The organism is Candidatus Hydrogenedentota bacterium, from assembly GCA_035416745.1.
Taxonomy (GTDB): domain Bacteria; phylum Hydrogenedentota; class Hydrogenedentia; order Hydrogenedentales; family SLHB01; genus UBA2224.
On the sequence record DAOLNV010000042.1, the window covers coordinates 1 to 18,089 of the forward strand.

9 protein-coding genes are annotated in these 18,089 nt (G+C 60.3%); 5 read left to right on the forward strand and 4 right to left on the reverse strand.

What is annotated here, in order from left to right:
- The 3 genes from PLJ71_13275 to PLJ71_13285 all read right to left on the reverse strand — a co-directional run.
- Nucleotides 1-752: Gfo/Idh/MocA family oxidoreductase (locus PLJ71_13275; GenBank protein HQM49653.1), on the reverse strand; the 752-nt coding region annotated here is incomplete at its 3' end.
- A gap of 150 nt (nucleotides 753-902) precedes the next feature.
- Complete coding sequence (locus tag PLJ71_13280; GenBank protein ID HQM49654.1) at nucleotides 903-3,437, reverse strand: glycoside hydrolase family 38 C-terminal domain-containing protein; 2,535 nt, start codon at nucleotides 3,435-3,437, stop codon at nucleotides 903-905.
- 324 nt (nucleotides 3,438-3,761) lie between these two features.
- Nucleotides 3,762-6,215: a hypothetical protein gene (locus tag PLJ71_13285; protein ID HQM49655.1), complete on the reverse strand. Its 2,454-nt coding sequence runs from the start codon at nucleotides 6,213-6,215 to the stop codon at nucleotides 3,762-3,764.
- Between the two features lie 395 nt (nucleotides 6,216-6,610).
- On the opposite strand from PLJ71_13285, the gene PLJ71_13290 reads away from it, so the two are divergent.
- On the forward strand, nucleotides 6,611-8,590 hold the full coding sequence (locus PLJ71_13290; GenBank protein HQM49656.1) for a DUF4838 domain-containing protein: 1,980 nt from the start codon (nucleotides 6,611-6,613) through the stop codon (nucleotides 8,588-8,590).
- Nucleotides 8,591-8,705: 115 nt separating this feature from the next.
- Here PLJ71_13290 and PLJ71_13295 read toward each other — a convergent pair whose 3' ends face one another.
- A complete protein-coding gene (locus PLJ71_13295; protein HQM49657.1) occupies nucleotides 8,706-11,042 on the reverse strand; it encodes a hypothetical protein in 2,337 nt (778 codons plus the stop codon).
- A 609-nt stretch (nucleotides 11,043-11,651) separates the two neighbouring features.
- Between PLJ71_13295 and PLJ71_13300 the strand changes: the two genes are divergently transcribed.
- From PLJ71_13300 to PLJ71_13315, 4 genes are all read left to right on the forward strand, one after another.
- Nucleotides 11,652-14,075: a GH116 family glycosyl hydrolase gene (locus PLJ71_13300; protein ID HQM49658.1), complete on the forward strand. Its 2,424-nt coding sequence runs from the start codon at nucleotides 11,652-11,654 to the stop codon at nucleotides 14,073-14,075.
- A 3-nt stretch (nucleotides 14,076-14,078) separates the two neighbouring features.
- A complete protein-coding gene (locus PLJ71_13305; GenBank protein HQM49659.1) occupies nucleotides 14,079-15,353 on the forward strand; it encodes a hypothetical protein in 1,275 nt (424 codons plus the stop codon).
- Nucleotides 15,354-15,611: 258 nt separating this feature from the next.
- Nucleotides 15,612-16,937, forward strand: a complete 1,326-nt coding sequence (locus PLJ71_13310; protein ID HQM49660.1) for a Gfo/Idh/MocA family oxidoreductase — start codon at nucleotides 15,612-15,614, stop codon at nucleotides 16,935-16,937.
- A gap of 32 nt (nucleotides 16,938-16,969) precedes the next feature.
- Nucleotides 16,970-18,037, forward strand: a complete 1,068-nt coding sequence (locus PLJ71_13315; GenBank protein ID HQM49661.1) for a Gfo/Idh/MocA family oxidoreductase — start codon at nucleotides 16,970-16,972, stop codon at nucleotides 18,035-18,037.
- Nucleotides 18,038-18,089: the final 52 nt, after the last annotated feature.

Below are 18,089 nucleotides of genomic sequence, written 5' to 3' on the forward strand. Positions count from 1 at the left end.
AAATCCCAGAAACCGCGCCAGGTAGTGGGACAATAGACGGGATGATACGGCCGTTCGTTCGCCGGGCCCAGCCAGAGATTCCAGTCCAGGGTTTCGGGAACGGGCGGCCTTTCCTTCGGACGCGCCATGACCGGAAAATCGGACCAGGGATCGCCCCCGACGGGACGGTCGCTCCATGCATACACTTCACGCACCTTGCCCAGGACTCCGGCCCGCACCCACTCGCGAAGACGGCGGATCTCCTCGGAGGAATGTCCCTGGTTGCCCATCTGGGTCTGCAGGCCGGTCTGACGCGCCGTCTCGGTCAGTTTTCGCACCTCATAGATACTGTGCGCGAGCGGTTTCTGGCAATAGAGGTGTTTGCCGGCGCGCATCACGGCCATGGCAGCCACGGCATGAGTGTGATCGGGGGTGGCTACGATAACCGCATCGACATTCTGATGCTCCTTATCGAGCATAACGCGGAAATCGCGGTAGCGGCTCGCTTTTGGAAACTCTTTGTAGGTACCGGCGGCACGCTCATCGTCGACATCGCACAACGCGACGATATTCTCGCTGCTGCAGGCGCGGATATTCGCTTGGCCCATACCGCCAACGCCGATGGCCGCGATGTTGAGGCGTTCATTGGGCGAAACGCGCCCCGGTACGACCTGCGCTGTGTTGACGCGTGCCGCATGGACCGAAAGTCCTGCTGTTGCCGCCAATGCCCCAGACGTAGTCTTCAAGAACCTGCGCCGACTGATATGTGACATGTCACTGTCCTTTCCCGCCGTTGACAAGATAGAATAGACTCATTCTTTGACACCAAGAGCTTCGACCGGCCGCACCGTCCTTCTCCGTCATGGTCAGAGCCCGATTAACTCAGCTTGCGGGTGCGAATCCAGCCCCTGCTGAGCTCGACCTCAGAAACCATGGGCGAATTTGATTCTCAGCGTCTTGATCTCGTAGGGCTCGAACTGTGCTCTGACCGTTGACCCGGCGTGATCGCTCATGAACGCGACCGGGTCTTCGAGGAGGTCCGTCTCTTCAGCATTCTTGATTTCGGACGGAAGTGCGATTTTCACTGTCGTCTTCTTCCCGCGAAACTCGCAAAGACGGAGAACGAGCCGATCGGAATCGTAAGCTTTCTTTACCGCTTCGAGGTAAACGCCGTCATCGGGCTGCACAGAAAAGAAGGAATTTTCAGGCGGCAATGCTCCGGCATGCGCTTCCGCTTGAAACGCTCTCAGGGGAACGTTGAAGCCGTAGCCCTGCTGCATCACGCCGGCCTCCTGCCATGGTCTTCCGTGGGCGTATAGACTGTACCCCAACGAATGGGCGCCCTCGTCGGTATTGTTCGCGGGCGTTGTCGGACTGCGGAGAATACTCATCCGGACGGTATGTCCTTTCACATCATGTGCGTACCGCGCGTTGTTCAACAGGCTTACGCCGTAGTCCCCGGCGCTGAGATCGACCCATTTCTGGGCGGGATACTCGTGGCCGTTCGCAGGGCGGACAATCGGAGCGTACGGGCCGTCGTATGTCACCCGAGGATCGTTCAGCGCGAGCGGAAATGCGACCTTCACCATGGTGTGCACGTCGTGCCAGTCCATCGACAGCCGAAAGTCCACGCGCGGGACTCCCGCATACAGACGGATGTCCTGGGTAAAACGCGAGTTCTGATAGGAACGCTCGATGCGCACGGCTTTGCACACCGGCCCGTCTCCAGTCACTGTGACCAAAGCCGGCGTGCACACGTCGCGGGCCTCGCCCGGACAAAACGGCGCTTCGTCCTTGCCCATAACAAACCGGCCTTCCGAGTCGCCGTCATCGCTTATAGCGACTATCACGTTGCCTTCGCCATTGAGGATTTCGCGTTTTGCCTTCTTGTCGGTGATGTGTGAGAGATAACCGGTCTCGGGGTTGAGCTCGACTCGGAAGAACTCGTTCTCGAGAACGAACGGCGGGCCCGAGGGAATGGAAGACTCCTCCGCAGGAGGCGCATCCTCGCCGTGGACAAAATAGGTCTTGTATCCGAAAGAAGGAACATCATGCGCCACAAACAGCAACTTGACGATGCGTTTACTCTTATCCGTGCGAGTATCAAGGATTTGTACAGGCACGTCTTTTCCCTTGGCGTCTTTCAAGGATACCGTCTTGGTCTCTTCGGGAACCGTTAGCTCGGCCTCGACCGCATCCGTCCGCTTCCACGACAAAGCATTGAAGACAACCAGAGGGATGCCGTTCCCATTTGTGTCAATTCTGTGGGAGATCGCGTCAAGAGCGTTTCGCGTGACGTCTTCGCAGGATTCCTGGATGCTCAGATAGTCCTGCATAGCATCGAGCACCGCAGGTGGAATGGCGCTGCCGCCGAGAATATCGTGGAACTGGTTGAACAAGAGCTTCTTCCAGGCTGTCTCGAGTTCCGCGTCAGGATATTCATGGGAGAACAGCACCGAGGCCGTCGCGGCCCATTTCTCCGCGCAAAGAAGAAGGTTCTCGCACTCCCTGTTGCTTTTCTTTATCTCGGAGCATCCTGTGAGGTCACCCTCGAGCTCGAATCCCAATTCGTCGTTGATCGCCGGCAGCTTCGGTGACTGATCCAGCACCGTCTTGACATATTGGCCAAAGGTGGTGAACTTGACGTCCGCATCCGTGGAGACGTCTCGGGCAAAGACTTGAATAGCGCGAATGTCTTGTTCGTTGAGGCCGCCGCCATGATCGCCGCCGCCGACCATGAACATCACATCGTTGACGCCGTAACGGGCCGGAATCGAATTCACCTCGTCTTTCCACATCTGGAACGGCGGAGCCGAGTGACGGAACGGATTAACTCCAAGCACACGGGAGCCGTCCGGAGACTGCCACCAGAAGAGGTCCTCGCCTTTCTTGCCGCGCTTAAACATGTACGACTTGATGCCCGACTTGCTCAGGATCTGCGGCAGTTGCCACGGATGGCTCCAGGCGTCCTCCTGCCACCCGGTGGTAACATCAATGCCGAACTTCTCACGGAAGAAGCGTTTGCCCATCACGCACTGCCGCACGAGCGATTCGCCGCACGGCTCGCCGCCCTCCGCTTCGACGTACATTCCACCGACGATTTCCCAGCGACCCTCACGAACATACTGCTCGATCTTCTCGTACAGTTGGGGATAGCACCGCTCGGTGGCTTCGTAGAGCGGCGCCTGGCTCTGGTTGAAGGTGTATTCCGGGAATCGCGCCATGTTGTCGGTTGCGCGGGTGAACGTGGGTTTACAGCAGCGATGGATCGTTTCCGGGTCAAACCGCCACAGCCAGACCACGTCAATGTGTGATTGCGGAACGATGTGAATGATCGGTTTTGACGCTGTCGCCGCGGGTTCTGCCGCCTCCGCGGCGGCGGGCGCCATATACGTGATAGTCACAAAGAGCGGCAACAGGAGGCCGTTCCATCTGGCAGGAGCACTATCCGGTGTCATGACCTGTTCTCCCAGGTTACCTTTATGCCGTCAGTGAGACGGCATCAGCCATCCGCGCTATGGGTAGTTCCTCTCACGTTTCGCAAGAACCTGATAATGCCGCATCCGCGGCCACCCTATGTAATAGCATAAGGGCCTTGGCAAAACATAAAGAGGTGTGATGCCCGCGGTCGGCGCACAGGTCAGGCGCAACCCGCATCACCAAAACTGGTTACCGGCTAGATCGAATACACATTGACCCTGCGCGGTGCCATGCCATTTCCATCTTTCCCGTACAAGATTGCGCGCGTGGCCGGGATTCCGCGTCAACCACAATCACCTATGCTATGGCGCTTGCAGGCCGTATTGAGCGGAGCTGCCGGGTAGGTAATACAATTCGCAACGGTACCAATCCTGGCCTCCGGGCAGGTCGTCGAGGTAAATGGACGCGGTGTAGTTGTTTGCCGCGTTTGGCTGTTCGAGGACGAAGGGATGCATCGGGCGCGAGTAGAGGTCTTTCGGGATGACTGTGACGGGTTCCTTGGGCAACGGCGCGAGGATATCGAAGCGGCGCACGTCCGGCCCATCCCAGCGGAGATGTTCGACGCGGTATTCGCCGCCCGTGACATGCACGAGATCCTGTCCGTCCACCTTGATTTCAAAGCTGGCGAATTTGACCGCCTCGGCGGCGTGTTGTTCGAGGACTTCCGCATAGCGTTTCTGCTGGGCGGCCACCGTTGCTTCGACCTCGCTTCGTGTGGGAGCCGCGGCCCATGCCGCGAGAGCTCCGGGACGATCTTTGAGAAGAGCGCCAGCGTTTTGAAACAACTGGTCCACGCCGAAGAGTTGGTAATGGAAGCCGGGGGCCTTTGTGAATGCGTTGCGTGCCGCGCACAGGTCATCATAAGCCGTCTGCAGCGCGATGCGATGAGCATCGGAGCCACTGTCAAAATAGTCGAAGTATGCGAATATCAGCCTTACATACCCAAGATTTGTGGCGATAAGATTGCGCGTCATGTCCAGGCGTTCGGCCATTTCCGCAGCGAGCGCCATGTCCTGGATCCGGCCTTGAACATCCGTATACCTCTGACGCATCTCGTCTGCAACCGCGAGACCGTATTCGATGTCATGGAGAGTCTCGGCGCGCCAAGGGTTGCAGCGGAGGTAGATTTTCCTCATGAACTCAAGATGCGCCTTGCCGCCGTCGATGGCTGGATATCCCTCGACGGTGAATTCGCCGACGCGCATGTGCAGGAACGAGTTGAACTGGCCGTACGAAATGGGGCCGATGTGCAGGCCGTTCTGGTAGGCGTGGGGCGAGAGCAGGTAGACCTCCGCCATGCCCTCCGCGGCCTCAGGGCCGAAGTGGATCGCGCAGAAGTCGCGCGCGATGGCCCGAATGTCGTCGTAAGGGTCCCACATCAGGCGGTAGAGAACATAAGAATAGACGCCCAAGGTGTCCCATCCGCGCGCCGAGCGAGCGGCGAGCGATGCTGCGCCGCGCAAGTTGGATTGTTCCGGCAGCAGCAGATATTGGAGCCCGTTCTGAAAGTACTGGCCCGAGAACGTGGGAAAGAGATGGCTCTTGCCGCCTTCGTAGTAGTTCATCGGCTCGAAGCAGACGAGCGTCTTATGAGGGGTTTGGTTGAAGGTTTCGTTGTAGGGCTGATACCACCAGCGGTCGCCCGCCGTGATCTTGGGGATGAGATAGAGATTGTCCTGCGGAACGGCGTCGGTAAAGATTTCGCGGAAAACGGCGGGCTGATAATGCTGCTCGTTCATCACCAGGCCCCACGTGAAATGAAAGTAGGTCTTGTTGAACTCCCCCACCACCACTTGGTGCACTTTCTGGACGAATTGGGTGAACCGCTGGGTGTAGCTCGCCGCGCACGCGGGATCTTCGTGAAGCAAATCGTACGCCGCGTAATCGTCCCAGAATCCGGAGATGTCGTCGTTGCAGATCTCGACGCCGTCCAGTTCCGGCAGGACGCTGAAGAGCTTCCGGTACTTGTCCTGGACCGCGTCCCACAATTTTGGATCGCACGGGTCCAGCGTCGCGTCATGTTCTTTCAGAAGAGACGGATGATAGGTGAAGTCGTTCGAGAAACTGAAATAGTTCATGTGCAATAAGTGGGCATATTCGATTAGCTCGCGCGCCTGCTCGCGGTGAGCCGCATTCGCCGTGTTTTCCGGCTCCGAGTCCCATGGAACAAGCTCGAGCACGTTCGAGCCGGCCACCCAGTTGAACGAGCCGCGCAAGGCATCGTGCAGTTCCTCCTTTGTCCGTCCGCCGGGACCGGAGCGTCCCCAGGCGGCGCCCATGCGGAGCGTCATTGCGGGAACGCGGGTGGCATTCAACTCCGGCAGAACGCGGTATACGCGAAGCCGGTCCCACAGCCAGTACACGCCGTAGACATCGCCGATCACTGAGCCGCCGGAGACGGAGACTATCTTCCGGCCGTCTTGCGCCACGGTCTGCAGGGCATAGCCCTGTTGGTTATCGGGCGCGGACAAGGTAAGTATGCCCGAGGCCGTCAAGGCCTTTGCTTGCGCGTTGCGCGCCGCGCCGCCCACCAGAATGACGTTTCCGGAGGGCAGCGTTCCATCGTCTTTGACGGAAAAAGCGTGCCCAAACGCCTTGCCCGTTTTCGCGAGGTCCTCGACAGCCAGCGTCATCGCTCGGTCCGCCGCCAGCGTCTGCGGTAGAACCACCGCCCACTCCTCAGCCAAGGCTTGTGCCGCCATCAGGAAAAGTAGCCCAAGGCAAGCCCATACAGCGTTCGCAATCGTCTTTGCCACGAATTCCATCCTTCTTTCGTTTGCACGCTCGGCAAACCGGGTCCCCTTGCGCCAAACCAGGGAATCTACGAAGGGCATCTCACTTCTCGACCGCTTGGGGTCAAGAAACTGAACCGGGCGTCATACCGTTCTTTCAGTATGACAGAAGACCAATTGGTCATGCGAGATCCCGGTCAATCAGGGGCCGAGACACAACTTGCACGATTGCCGCGGTGATGTCTAGACGCTATGGACGCATCTCCCCCATGCCCAATTCGGTTTCGAGTCATGCATCTTATGCGCGTCGACCGCATTTATTCATACGCGTTGCTGCAATTGAACTCACGGTGTCAGGCGCGTAAGCTTCAATGATGCTCAAGAGCATGAGAAACAGCTGACTCGCCAAGGAGACTTCCGTGTATTCGAACCTCTTACTGAGTGTTTGCGCACCATTTTTTGCCGCTTCCGGGGTTTGGTTGGTCGAAGACGGCGCTCCTGCCGCAGCAATTGTCTTGCCGGCGAACCCCGAGCCGATCGCCGTCTACGCGGCTGATGAATTGGCTTACCACATTGAGAGGGCCTCGGGAGCCAGGCTGAAGATCTTGAACGAGCCCCTCGCTCAACCGCTGGGCACATCCGCCGTATATATCGGCGCGACCAAGGCCATACAGAATGCCGGCATCGACCCACAGGGCCTTAGCAGCGAAGGGACAGTGCTGCGCACGATTGACGGCAACCTGTACATCGCCGGCAACGACGGTCCGGGCGACCCGCTCAGCTGCGGCAACACGCACAGCGGCACGCTCTGGGGCGTCTACGAACTCCTTGAACGCCACCTTGGCGTGCGCTGGCTGTGGCCCGGTACGCTGGGTGAATTCATTCCGCACACGAGTGACATTGACATCCCCCAACTGGACGAAACCTTCGTGCCGCGTTTTCTGGTGCGAAATCAACGGCCGGGCCTTGGCCGCCGCGGTTTTGCCGAAGGCCGCGAGCGCATGTCTTTTTCGCCGGAACAGGCAGAGCGCTACGCCCACGATCAGACGGTCTTTCTCCGTCGGCACCGCATGGGGCGCTCCGAGAACAGCCACCATGCACAGCGCCGTTTCGGGTCCGGCCACGCCTTCGCCGGATGGTGGGAGCGTTATGGAAAGGAACACCCGGAGTGGTTCCAGATGCTTGCTGACGGACGGCGCGGCCCCGAAGACCCGAATCGGCCCGACAAGGTATCGATGTGCGTGTCCAACCCGGGACTGCACGCGAAGATCGTGGAACTGTGGGAGGAAGAGCGGAAGAAGTATCCCGGCGAAAGAGTCAATATCGACATCAGTGAAAACGATAGTTCCGCTTGCTGCGTCTGCGAAACGTGTCGCGCATGGGATGGACTGCCGCCAAAGACGAGTGGGCTGCCTGTCGGGCTGGAACGGTCCTTTGAGCCGGTACAGGCGGGAACCCGGTACGCGCGTTTTGCGAAGGCCGTGCACGCACTCGCTTCGGCCATTGACCCGGACGTCAAGGTGATCTATTACGCCTATCTGAATTACTTCTGGGCGCCCGATCCTCCGCTCGAACTGCATCCGAACATCGTGATTGAATTCGTGCCGTGGTTCCGGTGGGCGGGCTGGTTTCCTCGCACCGAAGCCGAGCATGAATGGATCAAGCAACAGTGGTTAGGCTGGCAGCGTACCGGCGTGAGCGCGCATTACCGGCCCAACTGGTTCCTCGACGGCTACACCATGCCGTTGGTTTACATGCACCAATTCGGCGACGCGTTCCAGTTTTATGCGCGCAACGGCATGACCGGAACCGATTTCGATTCACTCCAGGGCCAGTGGGCTGCGCAGGGACCCAATCTCTACCTCCTTTCACGGATCCACGTCCGCCCCGAGATGCCCGTCGATGCGATCTTGGACGAGTACTATGCTGCCTTCGGCCCAGCATCCGAAGACGTAAAGGAGTACTTCACCTACTGGGAGGATTACGCGATCAAGAACAGCCCGCGCGCCGCCGAGGCCATTCGTTCGCGCCGAGACGGCTACTTCCGGCGATACGCCCTCTACGCGCAAGTTGCAGACGAACTCTATCCCCCCGAGGTGTTTCCCCCGGCCGAGGCGATTCTTGAACAGGCCACCGAAGCCGCCAAGGGCAGCAACGATCCGACATATGCGAATCGGGTCCTTTTTCTCCAGCAAGGCCTCATTCACGCGAGGCAATGCGTGTCCACGGCCAGGGTAGTCAATGACCCGGGCGCGTCGCTGGCCGAGAAGAAAGCGGCCATCGCCGAACTGGTGAAGGTGAGGCGCGGCCTTGAAAACACCAACATCGCGAACATGGACCGGGCGGCCATCATTGAGGCCGACAGTTGGAAGGAAATTGAGGGGCTGTTCGAGCCATAGTACTCGGGCCTGATATGACAGGATGCCCATGGGGTCAGAACAAGCAGGTGAGCTCCAACGAATCCTTGCCCACCGGTAAGGACAAATTCTCAGGAACCACAGGAAAGCGGGGGTGTTACGCCCGTGTGCCCTCGCCCTTGACGGCGAGCAGCCCAACGGCCTCGGCGCACCCGTATGCCGCCGCCGTGTACGCTTTGCCCTGACCCGCGGACTCGGGCTTGTCCAGCAACCGTGCGAATTTCTCGTCCCAGGCGACACGCAGCACGCGGAGGTGTTCGGCGTTGTCGCTGATCCGTACGCTGTTGACGTGCGCCATGACCAGCACGCCCGCCTGCCCCATGCGGGAACTCGCAGGACACGACGTGTACCGCCAGTCCCGCCATTCCTCCCGCCAAGTGTCATTAGTGAGGAACGTGGTGGCACGGTCGATCGCCTTCGGGAGCCGCTCGTCTTCTGAGAGCAGGTAGTAGCGGCTCAACCCGTTGATCAGGATCGCCGTGATGAACCCCGCCATCCCGACGTGCTTGGCTTTCTGGCAGTAGCAGTGGCCTGGCGGCAATGAATAGAGCCATCCCCCACACACGGGATCCTGCTCCGCCAAAGCGTCGTCCGTCAGCGTCCGCATCGCGTTCACGTACCGGTCATCGAGTCCGGCCTCATACGCTCCGGCGAGCGCCAGCAGCGTCCATCCGGTGGTCCGCCCGCAGTGGCTGTGCCCCATAAAGGCATATTCGCGATCCTCGACGAGTTGCGCGAGATTCGCGCCGATCAGTTCGACGGTCTCCTTCAGAAAAGGGTCTCCCGTCAAAAAATAGTGGCGCACCATCCCCTGCGTCCAGATGTGCCCGAGGTTGAAGGGGTCGAGACACAGGTACGGGTTTGGACCGCCGCCGACGCCCTTCTCGACATACAGGTCCCGAATCCGCTCGACCGGGTAGAACGAGCCCACGTGGCCCACACAGTGCTCATGCACCATCCCCGCCCGGGGCGGATACCCCTTGGGCGCGCCGGTTGTATTGAAATAAGCGGCCAGTTCTTCGTTGACAAAGTGCACCGTGTCCACTTCGCTCGAGTGGCGCGCCGCCGCATCCGCTGCGTAAAAATACTTGGGGTCGCCGGTTCGGGCAAACTGAATCAGGATCTGGTTCACCGTGTCGTACTCGTGATTGCCCCAATTCACGGAACGCTCGCCGAACCAATCCCCCCAGTTCATTGCACCGTAGTCCCGGTCGTTCTCGATACCCTGGCAGTACGCGTTGAACAGACTTTCCGCCCAGGAGTCGTACTTAGCCATCTCTGTCGTCCCCGCGGGCGCGATGGCATCCCAGACCCCCGTTGCGATGCCTTGCACGGGGTCCGCGGCCGGTATAAGGGGAGCGTTGGCCATCTTGGCAAGGGCGGCGCCATCCCCAAAGAGATCGACCCAAATGTCCCAGCGCCGCGCTTGCCCGGTGCGCAACTGGTAGCAGTTCCCGTCGAACAGGTAATGATACTTGTACCACGGCTCCATGTGGTCGTAGGCGCCCGGTTCGAAGCGCGGGAAAAGGCCGACAGCAAGGCCTTCGGGTGAGGCCTCGATGCTCTTCGGCCACTGTTGCCAGAAGTCTCGCAGCGCCATCGCCACGCGGCCCTGCCCATCCTCGATGACCCCCCATCCCGGCGCTTGCCCGCCCGCGCCTTCCGCACCCTCCAATGCGTATTGTTGGTCGTCGCGCTGGAACAGCCTGACCGCCGTGTTCGAGTTCCCCTGCCAGCCCGGCGCACCGCCGATGCTGGCCGACTGGGCGCCGTTGCGGGGCCGCAGCACGAACTTCAGCTCCCGAATCCGCTGCAGGACGCCCTGGTCAGGGTCCATGAGAATGAGCGGTTCAAGACGTACCACTGACAGTCCCGCGTAGACGGATGCCCGCAGCCGGAATTGACATACCCGGCCGCCTTGGGGGTTGCGGAACGCCCCTCGAAAGGCCAGCGTCGTCCGCAACGCACCCCCACTCTCTACCTCCGCGGTCTCGATCACCGCGTCACACGCCTGCCCGGCGCTGTCGGCGAGCAGGCACACTACATCGAACCGATCCGACAGCGTCAACGCCCCGTCGCTTCTCCACACGATGCTCACGTTGCCTGATTCGACTTCGTGCCGCTCCGCCGTCGTGTGCCAGACTGGCGATTCCGGCGCCACCGGTTCCGCACCCGGCTCCCATGACAACTCGTAACGAAGCGCTTCCCCGGGGAGCGGCGTCGACTGAAAATCGAGCAGCACCCACCGGGCGCTCCCATCCTTCCACCGTGCCAATGTCTCCGCCTGCACCGGCACCGCCGTTCCCCTCTCATCCCGCAAAACGAACACAGCCCCTCCCGGCGCTGCCCCCTTCGCCACCGGCACGCCCCCTGTCACTGGCCGCACCCCGGACAATCCCGCCATATCTCGAACCGTTATCGCCAATGTATCCATCGCACCTCTCCCTGGGGAAGAAGCTATGATGCCCGCACATGTGCTCTCAGTCAATCGGGCTAATTGCCGAAACACAAGCCAGGCGCAGCCTGCACCACCCGAACTGTTCACTACTTGGATGGAATATTCTGATCATACGGGTTCAAGGTCTCCCACTTTGCAGTCCCAATGAAGCCCTCGGCGAACGAGTTCGCTTCGGCCGCTCTTGGCGGAATAGGATTACATCTCAACGGCCGTCCACGTCAACGACATCCCCCAACGGGAACCCGGCCGTCGTCGTCGCACTTCCGAAGCCAGCGTTGTAGCCAATCAGGAATGGGCCGGGCCCGAAGAAGCACAGCAAACGACTCAGCGAGTCGTGCTTCCCGTTCGACATCGCCTCCCCCCTCCGTTGTGACGGCGGTGGACTCTGCCAAAGGCTGAACGGCACTCCATCGCGCCTTGCTTGCCGCAGCATGTCCGCGCCTTTTGGCGCCGGTTTCCTTTCGATTTTCTCGTCATCCGGAGTTTTCTTTCTGGAGTTTGTATCGTGTATCGTTCTGATTGGCCATGGCGTTAGCAGGCATATAACCGGGTCGTCAGATCTTCGCACCCTGAGGAGAAGAGCAGATGGTCCTACTACACTCGGCGACTTGCTTGGCACTTTTGGCAATGGCGCCTTTCCCCGAAACGCCAAGGCTCTTTCCTATCGAACTTCCCAAACGGGACTGGGTGCATTTCAAAGCCAAAGGGTTTCCCGAGCCCGTCTGCGGGGTTGTGTATCGGCTGAACGATATCGTCACAAACGGGATGGCGCTCGGGGGACTAGACACAGGGTGCGTCGATCTCGAGACCAGCGGTCTCTTGGGTTACTGCACGATTTTCAATTCCCATGTTCCCCGCCGAGGCCCTCTGAATCTGCCCATTCTGGGACTCAACGTGAACAACGAAACCTGGGTGCTTTGCGACCCCAGACAGACGAAGCAGGGCTGGGGAGGCTACCAAAGCGGAATCGACGGCAGACCGATCCCGCCGGCGTGGGATGACCTCAATCTCGAAGCGGTGCGCACGCCGAAGGAAATACACTACTGGGGTCATTATCCCGTTGCCGACCTCGAGTTCGACATGGATGCGCCCGTCAGCGTAGGCCTGCGTGCATGGGCACCCTTCCTTCCGGGCGATGTCGTTGATTCAATGACTCCCGGCATAGTGTTTGAAGTGTTCGTACGCAACCCAGGTCCGGTCGCGCAGCGGGGCAGTGTGGCGTTTTCGTTTCCAGGTCCGACCCCGGCCGAGGCGGGAACCGGCCGTTTTCAACGCGAGCCCGTGGCGGGTGCGCTAACCGGCGTGGCCGTTCGGGGCGCCCTTTGTGAATACGTTCTGGGGGCCATCGCGGACCATGCGAGGACCGGCGGGGAACTGGGGGCCGATGGAGCAGCCTGGTCGAACCTGGCGGTTGCGCTGCCGACGGTGAACGAGACCGCATCCGGCGCCTCCGTTGCGGTGGATTTCGCGCTCGAGCCCGGCCATGAACAAATCGTCCAGTTCGTCTTGACCTGGTGCGCGCCCACGTGGAACGGCGTCGGGTATAACGGCGCAACAAGAGTCTACGAGGGATATTCAGGCGAGGCGCGCGTGTTCAAGCATATGTATGTCAAGCACTACCCGGACGCCGTGAAAGCGGCCGAACATCTGGCCCAGAACCACGAATCGCTCCTGGCGCGCGTCCTGGCCTGGCAACAGGTTGTCTACACGGACGACTCGCTCCCGGTGTGGTTGCGCGATTCGTTGATCAACGTGCTGTATCTGATTGCCGAAGACGGATTGTGGGCGCAAGCCTTGCCCCCGCTCCCCGGATGGGTGGCCGAGGCGGACGGATTGTTTGGCATGAATGAGTGCCCCCGCGGTTGTCCCCAGATCGAGTGCATTCCGTGCAGCTTCTACGGCAGCCTCCCTCTCGTCTATTTCTTCCCGGAAGCGGAGTTGTCGACGTTGCGCGGCTATAAAGGCTACCAATTCGAGGACGGAGCGCCGACATGGATCTTCGGCGGATGCACGGGACGTACGCCCTATATCGATTTTGCCTACCCGACGCGAGGTTACCAATTCACTACGAACGGCATTTCGCTTGCCGCGCTGGTGGACCGGTTCCTGTTGTGCCACGACACGCCCGACAAACGGTTCCTGAACGAATTCTATCCCATGGTGAAGCGGTGCATGACATGGACGGCCAACCTGCGAACAACGCCCACATACACCACCGGCGAGCGGCTCATCTCGATGCCGGATAAAAACGAAGGCACAGAGTGGTTCGAGGCCGCGGAACCGGGCTGGTGCGGCATGACCGCTCACGTGGGCGGACTCCATATTGCCCAGCTGCGCATTACCGAACGCATGGCCCGCGAGACCGGCGACGCGGCGTTCGCGGAACAGTGCGCCGGATGGCTGGCGGCCGCCCAAGAGGCCATGGAACAGCGCCTTTGGGCCGGCTCCTACTACCTCAATTACTGGGAACCCGATACGGGACGGAAATCGGATTTTGTATTCGGTTACCAACTGGACGGCGAATGGATTGCCGATCATCACGGATTGCCGGAGACCCTTCCTCAGGAGCGCGTGCAGACGGTGCTGGAGTCGATAAAGCGCTGCAATATCGCCCTGACCAAATACGGCGCAGTGAACTACGCCAATCCAGACGGCACGCTGATCCCCCCGGCGAAACCCGGCACGTGGGATTACGGCCGGTACAGTTACTTCCCCCCGGAAGCGCTGATGCTTGCCATGACGTACATGTACAACGGCCAACCCGAGTTCGGCATCGAACTCGCCCGGCGCGTCTGGCACAATCTCGTCTGTCTTCAAGGTTACACGTGGGACATGCCCAACATCATGCGGGGCGACGTGGATACCGGAGAGCGTACGTTCGGCAACGACTACTATCAGGACATGATGCTCTGGTCGTTGCCGGCGGCCCTGCGGCGCCAGGACCTCTCCGCACCCGTCAAGAGCGGAGGGCTCGTGGCACGGATGATTGAGGCGGCTCGGAGGAAATAGGCGATGCGCCGTCGAAACGCAGGCGGAATATGGCAGTGCGCGTCGACCTGCCTGCTTTCAGCTCTGATTTCGGCAGCCCCCTGCACCGCGGAGGAGCCCGCGCTCCAAGGCCCGCCGCCAAGCCCCCGCCCTCCCACCGTCGTTGTGTCCTGGGACGGCACGGGCGATTTCGGTCCCCAGACGCCCAACACCAAGACGGCGGGCTGGCAGGAAGCGATCGACCATTGCGTGGCCCAGGGGCGCGACCTGTACATTACGGGAGGCTGGGGAGGACGGAAAGCGATCTACAACGTTTCCGAGACCATCACCATCCCCGCGACACAGGATTTCCGGATCGATGGCGGCATCTACGTGCTCAATTGGACGGGGATTCCCGATGGTCCGGCAAAAGATCTGGTCGCCATCGACAGCACGATGAACGGCGAATACCATTTCGGCATCTTCGTATACGGCGGGGCGGGCGCGGCCTTGCGCATTCGGCCTGAGCATCCCGTCCCGATCGACGGTTTTGCGGTTACGGTCGAAACGGAGATCACGTCGCAGGGCATCGCCGATCCCTCGCCGTTCACGCCGGGGGAACGCAAGACAGGAACGGGGCTGATTCTGGACGGAAGCAGGGCGCCCATTACCTGTAGCCGGTTCGACTTTATCGGGGGAATCCTGAACTTCAACACCTGCGTTGACGTCCGGGGCGCGTTCGTGCAAAACGAGTTCCGTTGTCTGCACCTTCACACGAACGCCGACAACAGCACGTTGTTCGAGCTCGGACCAGAATGCTCGCAGAATACCGTAAAGCTCGCCGTCGGGGTTGACCAGGGCGCGAGCGGCGTCAAGGGAATCAGAATTCGGGGGTTCAACAACACTTTTGAGATCAAGACGCGCGGCGGATTTCCGCGAGGCAACGACCTGATTTTGGAAGACTCCGCCGACGGGAATCGTATAGAACTTGTTCATGGCCGGCCGGAATTTGACCCCCTCGATTTCATCACGGACGGAGCGGCACGGGCAACGAACCAGATTACCTGGGCGGGGAGCACGATTCCCGCGCGGACGATAGACCTTGCCGCCGGCACGGAAACGTACACCCAGCGGCTTTATCCGGCTTCCGTGATCATATCCAAGGGAGAAGTGTCACGGCTCACATTCGTGCGCGGTCCGACATCCATCGATTTCACGCCGTGGCGCGCCCATCCCGTCTTGCTTGACGTCGGAGATCAACTCGTAGTCGAAAGCCCGTCGCCTGTCCAACTCATGGTCATTCCCCACAAGTCTTCTTAAGAGCGGAATCGTGTTGTGAGTCAAACAAGAACGTGTTCGAACTCCGGCAGGTGGACAGCATTTCGGAACCGCCGGAGTTCGGGATTTACAGCAACTCGATTCGTTTTGATACAATTTCGTGAGCGATGTGCCCCGGGAGAATCAATGAACCCGTTTGCACGCCAACGTCTGTAACGTGTGGTTTGGATTGTCGGCGGCCTGTCAGGTTTGAGTGGAAAAACCTGGCCAGAGGCCCGATAAGCAGGAGGTAAGCGCACGATGAACAGGCGCGATTTTCTGGCCAACTCGCTCTTCGCGTCGGCCGCGGCCGGAACCTTTTCCTTGAATGCGGCTGGGGCGAACGACCGCATAGTCGTGGGCGTGATGGGCATCAACGACCGGGGAATGGACCTGGCCCTCGAATTGGCCCGTCTAGGCGATGTCGAATTGCGCTATCTCGCCGACCCGGATACCCGCCTGTTCCCCGGCCGGGCAAAGGAAGTGGAGACCCGCACTGGCAAACGTCCCGCCTGTGTGCAAGACTTCCGCCGTGTGCTGGACGACCCCGAGGTTGATGCCATCGCCATCGCGACCCCTGATCATTGGCACGCTCTGGGCACGGTTCTGGCGTGCCAGGCAGGCAAAGACGTGTATGTCGAGAAGCCCACGTCCCACAGCATTTGGGAAAGCCGAAAAATGGTCGAGGCCGCGCGGAAACACCAGCGCGTGGTACAGGTGGGCACCCAGAATCGCAGCGCCACCTACTGCAAGGAGGCGATCGAGTATGCGCGGTCGGCAGCCTTCGGCGACGTCCATTTTGTGCGGGTCATGAATAGCAAGCTGCGCGAGCCGATGGAGACCAAACCGGATGCACAGACGCCCCAGGGCGTGGATTACGACCTGTGGCTTGGCCCAGCTCCCAAACGTCCGTTTAACGAGAACCACTTTCACTATTCCTGGCATTGGTTCTGGGCCTACGGAAGCGGCGACCTCGGCAACGACGGAGTGCACCAGATCGACTTGGCCCGGTGGCTCATCAACTCGAAGTATCCCAATGCCGTAAGCTCGACCGGAGCGACCCACATGCTCAGGGACTCCAGGGATACCCCAGATACACAAGCCGTCATCTGGGAGTTTGAAGGGGTCACGATGGTACTCGAGCAAACTCTCTGGACGCCCTACATGGTCAAGACGCCGTTGGAGCTGCGCGACACGGGCGGCCTTCCCGATTGGCGGTTCAACGGCACACGAATCGAAGTATACGGAACGAAACAGTTCATGTGCCTCGGGCGAATGGGAGACGGCTGGCAAGTGTTCGACGCGGACGGCAAGCCCGTTCTGTCGGCAGGGGGACGTTTTGCGGAAACGAATACCAGACACATGGCCAACTTCATTGAATGCATCCGTACGCGCAGCCAACCCAACGCCGACATCGAGGAAGGCCACTACTCGACGCTGCTCGCCCACTACGGCAATATCGCCTACCGGGTGGGGCGCCGGCTCCGCATCGACCCCGAAACGGAGGGATTCGTCGATGATGCCGAAGCAAACGGGCTTGTCAAGCGAACCTATCGAGAGCCGTGGGTGATCCCAGACGCGGCGTAACGCCGCTCAGGAGCGTCAAGGAGGCCAACCCAATGAATCGGAGGGATTTTCTTAAGCACTCCGCAACTGCATCCGTGGCAGTCAGTGCGGCGGCCACAGCGGACGTGGGCCGGGAGGGCAGAGAGCGCATTCCGTGCGGTGTGCTCGGGTTGGGGCACGCCCACGCCTTGGATGTAGTGGAGGTACTGGCCGCCTCGCAGGACTTCAAGCTTGTGGGGGTATGTGAACCTGACGAGACCATCCGGAACCGCGTTGAGAAAGCCCCAGCGTTAAAAGACGTCACCTGGCTAAGTCAGGAAACGCTGCTCAATGACAAGCACGTGGCCATGATAGCCGTTGAAAGCATGGTGCCCCAACTGCTGGACTACGCGCACACCGTCATCGATGCTGGAAAACACCTCCATCTCGACAAGCCTGCCGGCGCTTCCCTGCCGGAATTTGAGACCCTGCTTTCGAAGGCCGGCCAGCGAGACCGCCTCGTCCAGATGGGCTACATGTTTCGATACAATGCCGGGTTTGACCTGGTGCGCCGCGCGGTGCGCGAGGGATGGCTGGGCGCCGTCTACGCGATTCATGCGAGCATGTGCACAAATCTGAATGCAGAGAAACGGAAACTGGTATCCTGGCATCCGGGCGGCATCATGCTCGAACTGGGCTGCCACCTCATTGACATGGTGCATCTGCTGCTCGGGCCTCCGTCGAAGGTCACGTCCTTTCTTCGCCACGACGGCGTTACTGCTGACGGTCTGGCCGACAACGCCCTGGCCGTCCTCGAGTATGACCGGGCCACGGCCGTAATCGAGACCGCTGCGATGGAAATGGACGCGTTCCCGGCCCGGCGCTTCAAGATTTGCGGGGTCGACGGGACTATTATCCTGGAACCCCTCGAACCTCCTGCGGCGCGCCTTTGCCTGCGCCGGAGCGTTGGCCAATTCAAGCCCGGATGGCAGACGGCATCGCTCGAGGACTTCCCCCGGCATGTGCGCGACTTCGAGGACCTGGCACGGTGTATTCGTGGCGAGGCGCCCTTCTCCTACTCCAGGGAACACGACTTGAGCGTTCAGAAGACCGTCCTCCAGGCCAGTACCCCCAGGCCGTAAGCGCTCAGTCCTCGGGCTTGCGCGAGGCTCAGCGAATGGGCCAGTATGATTC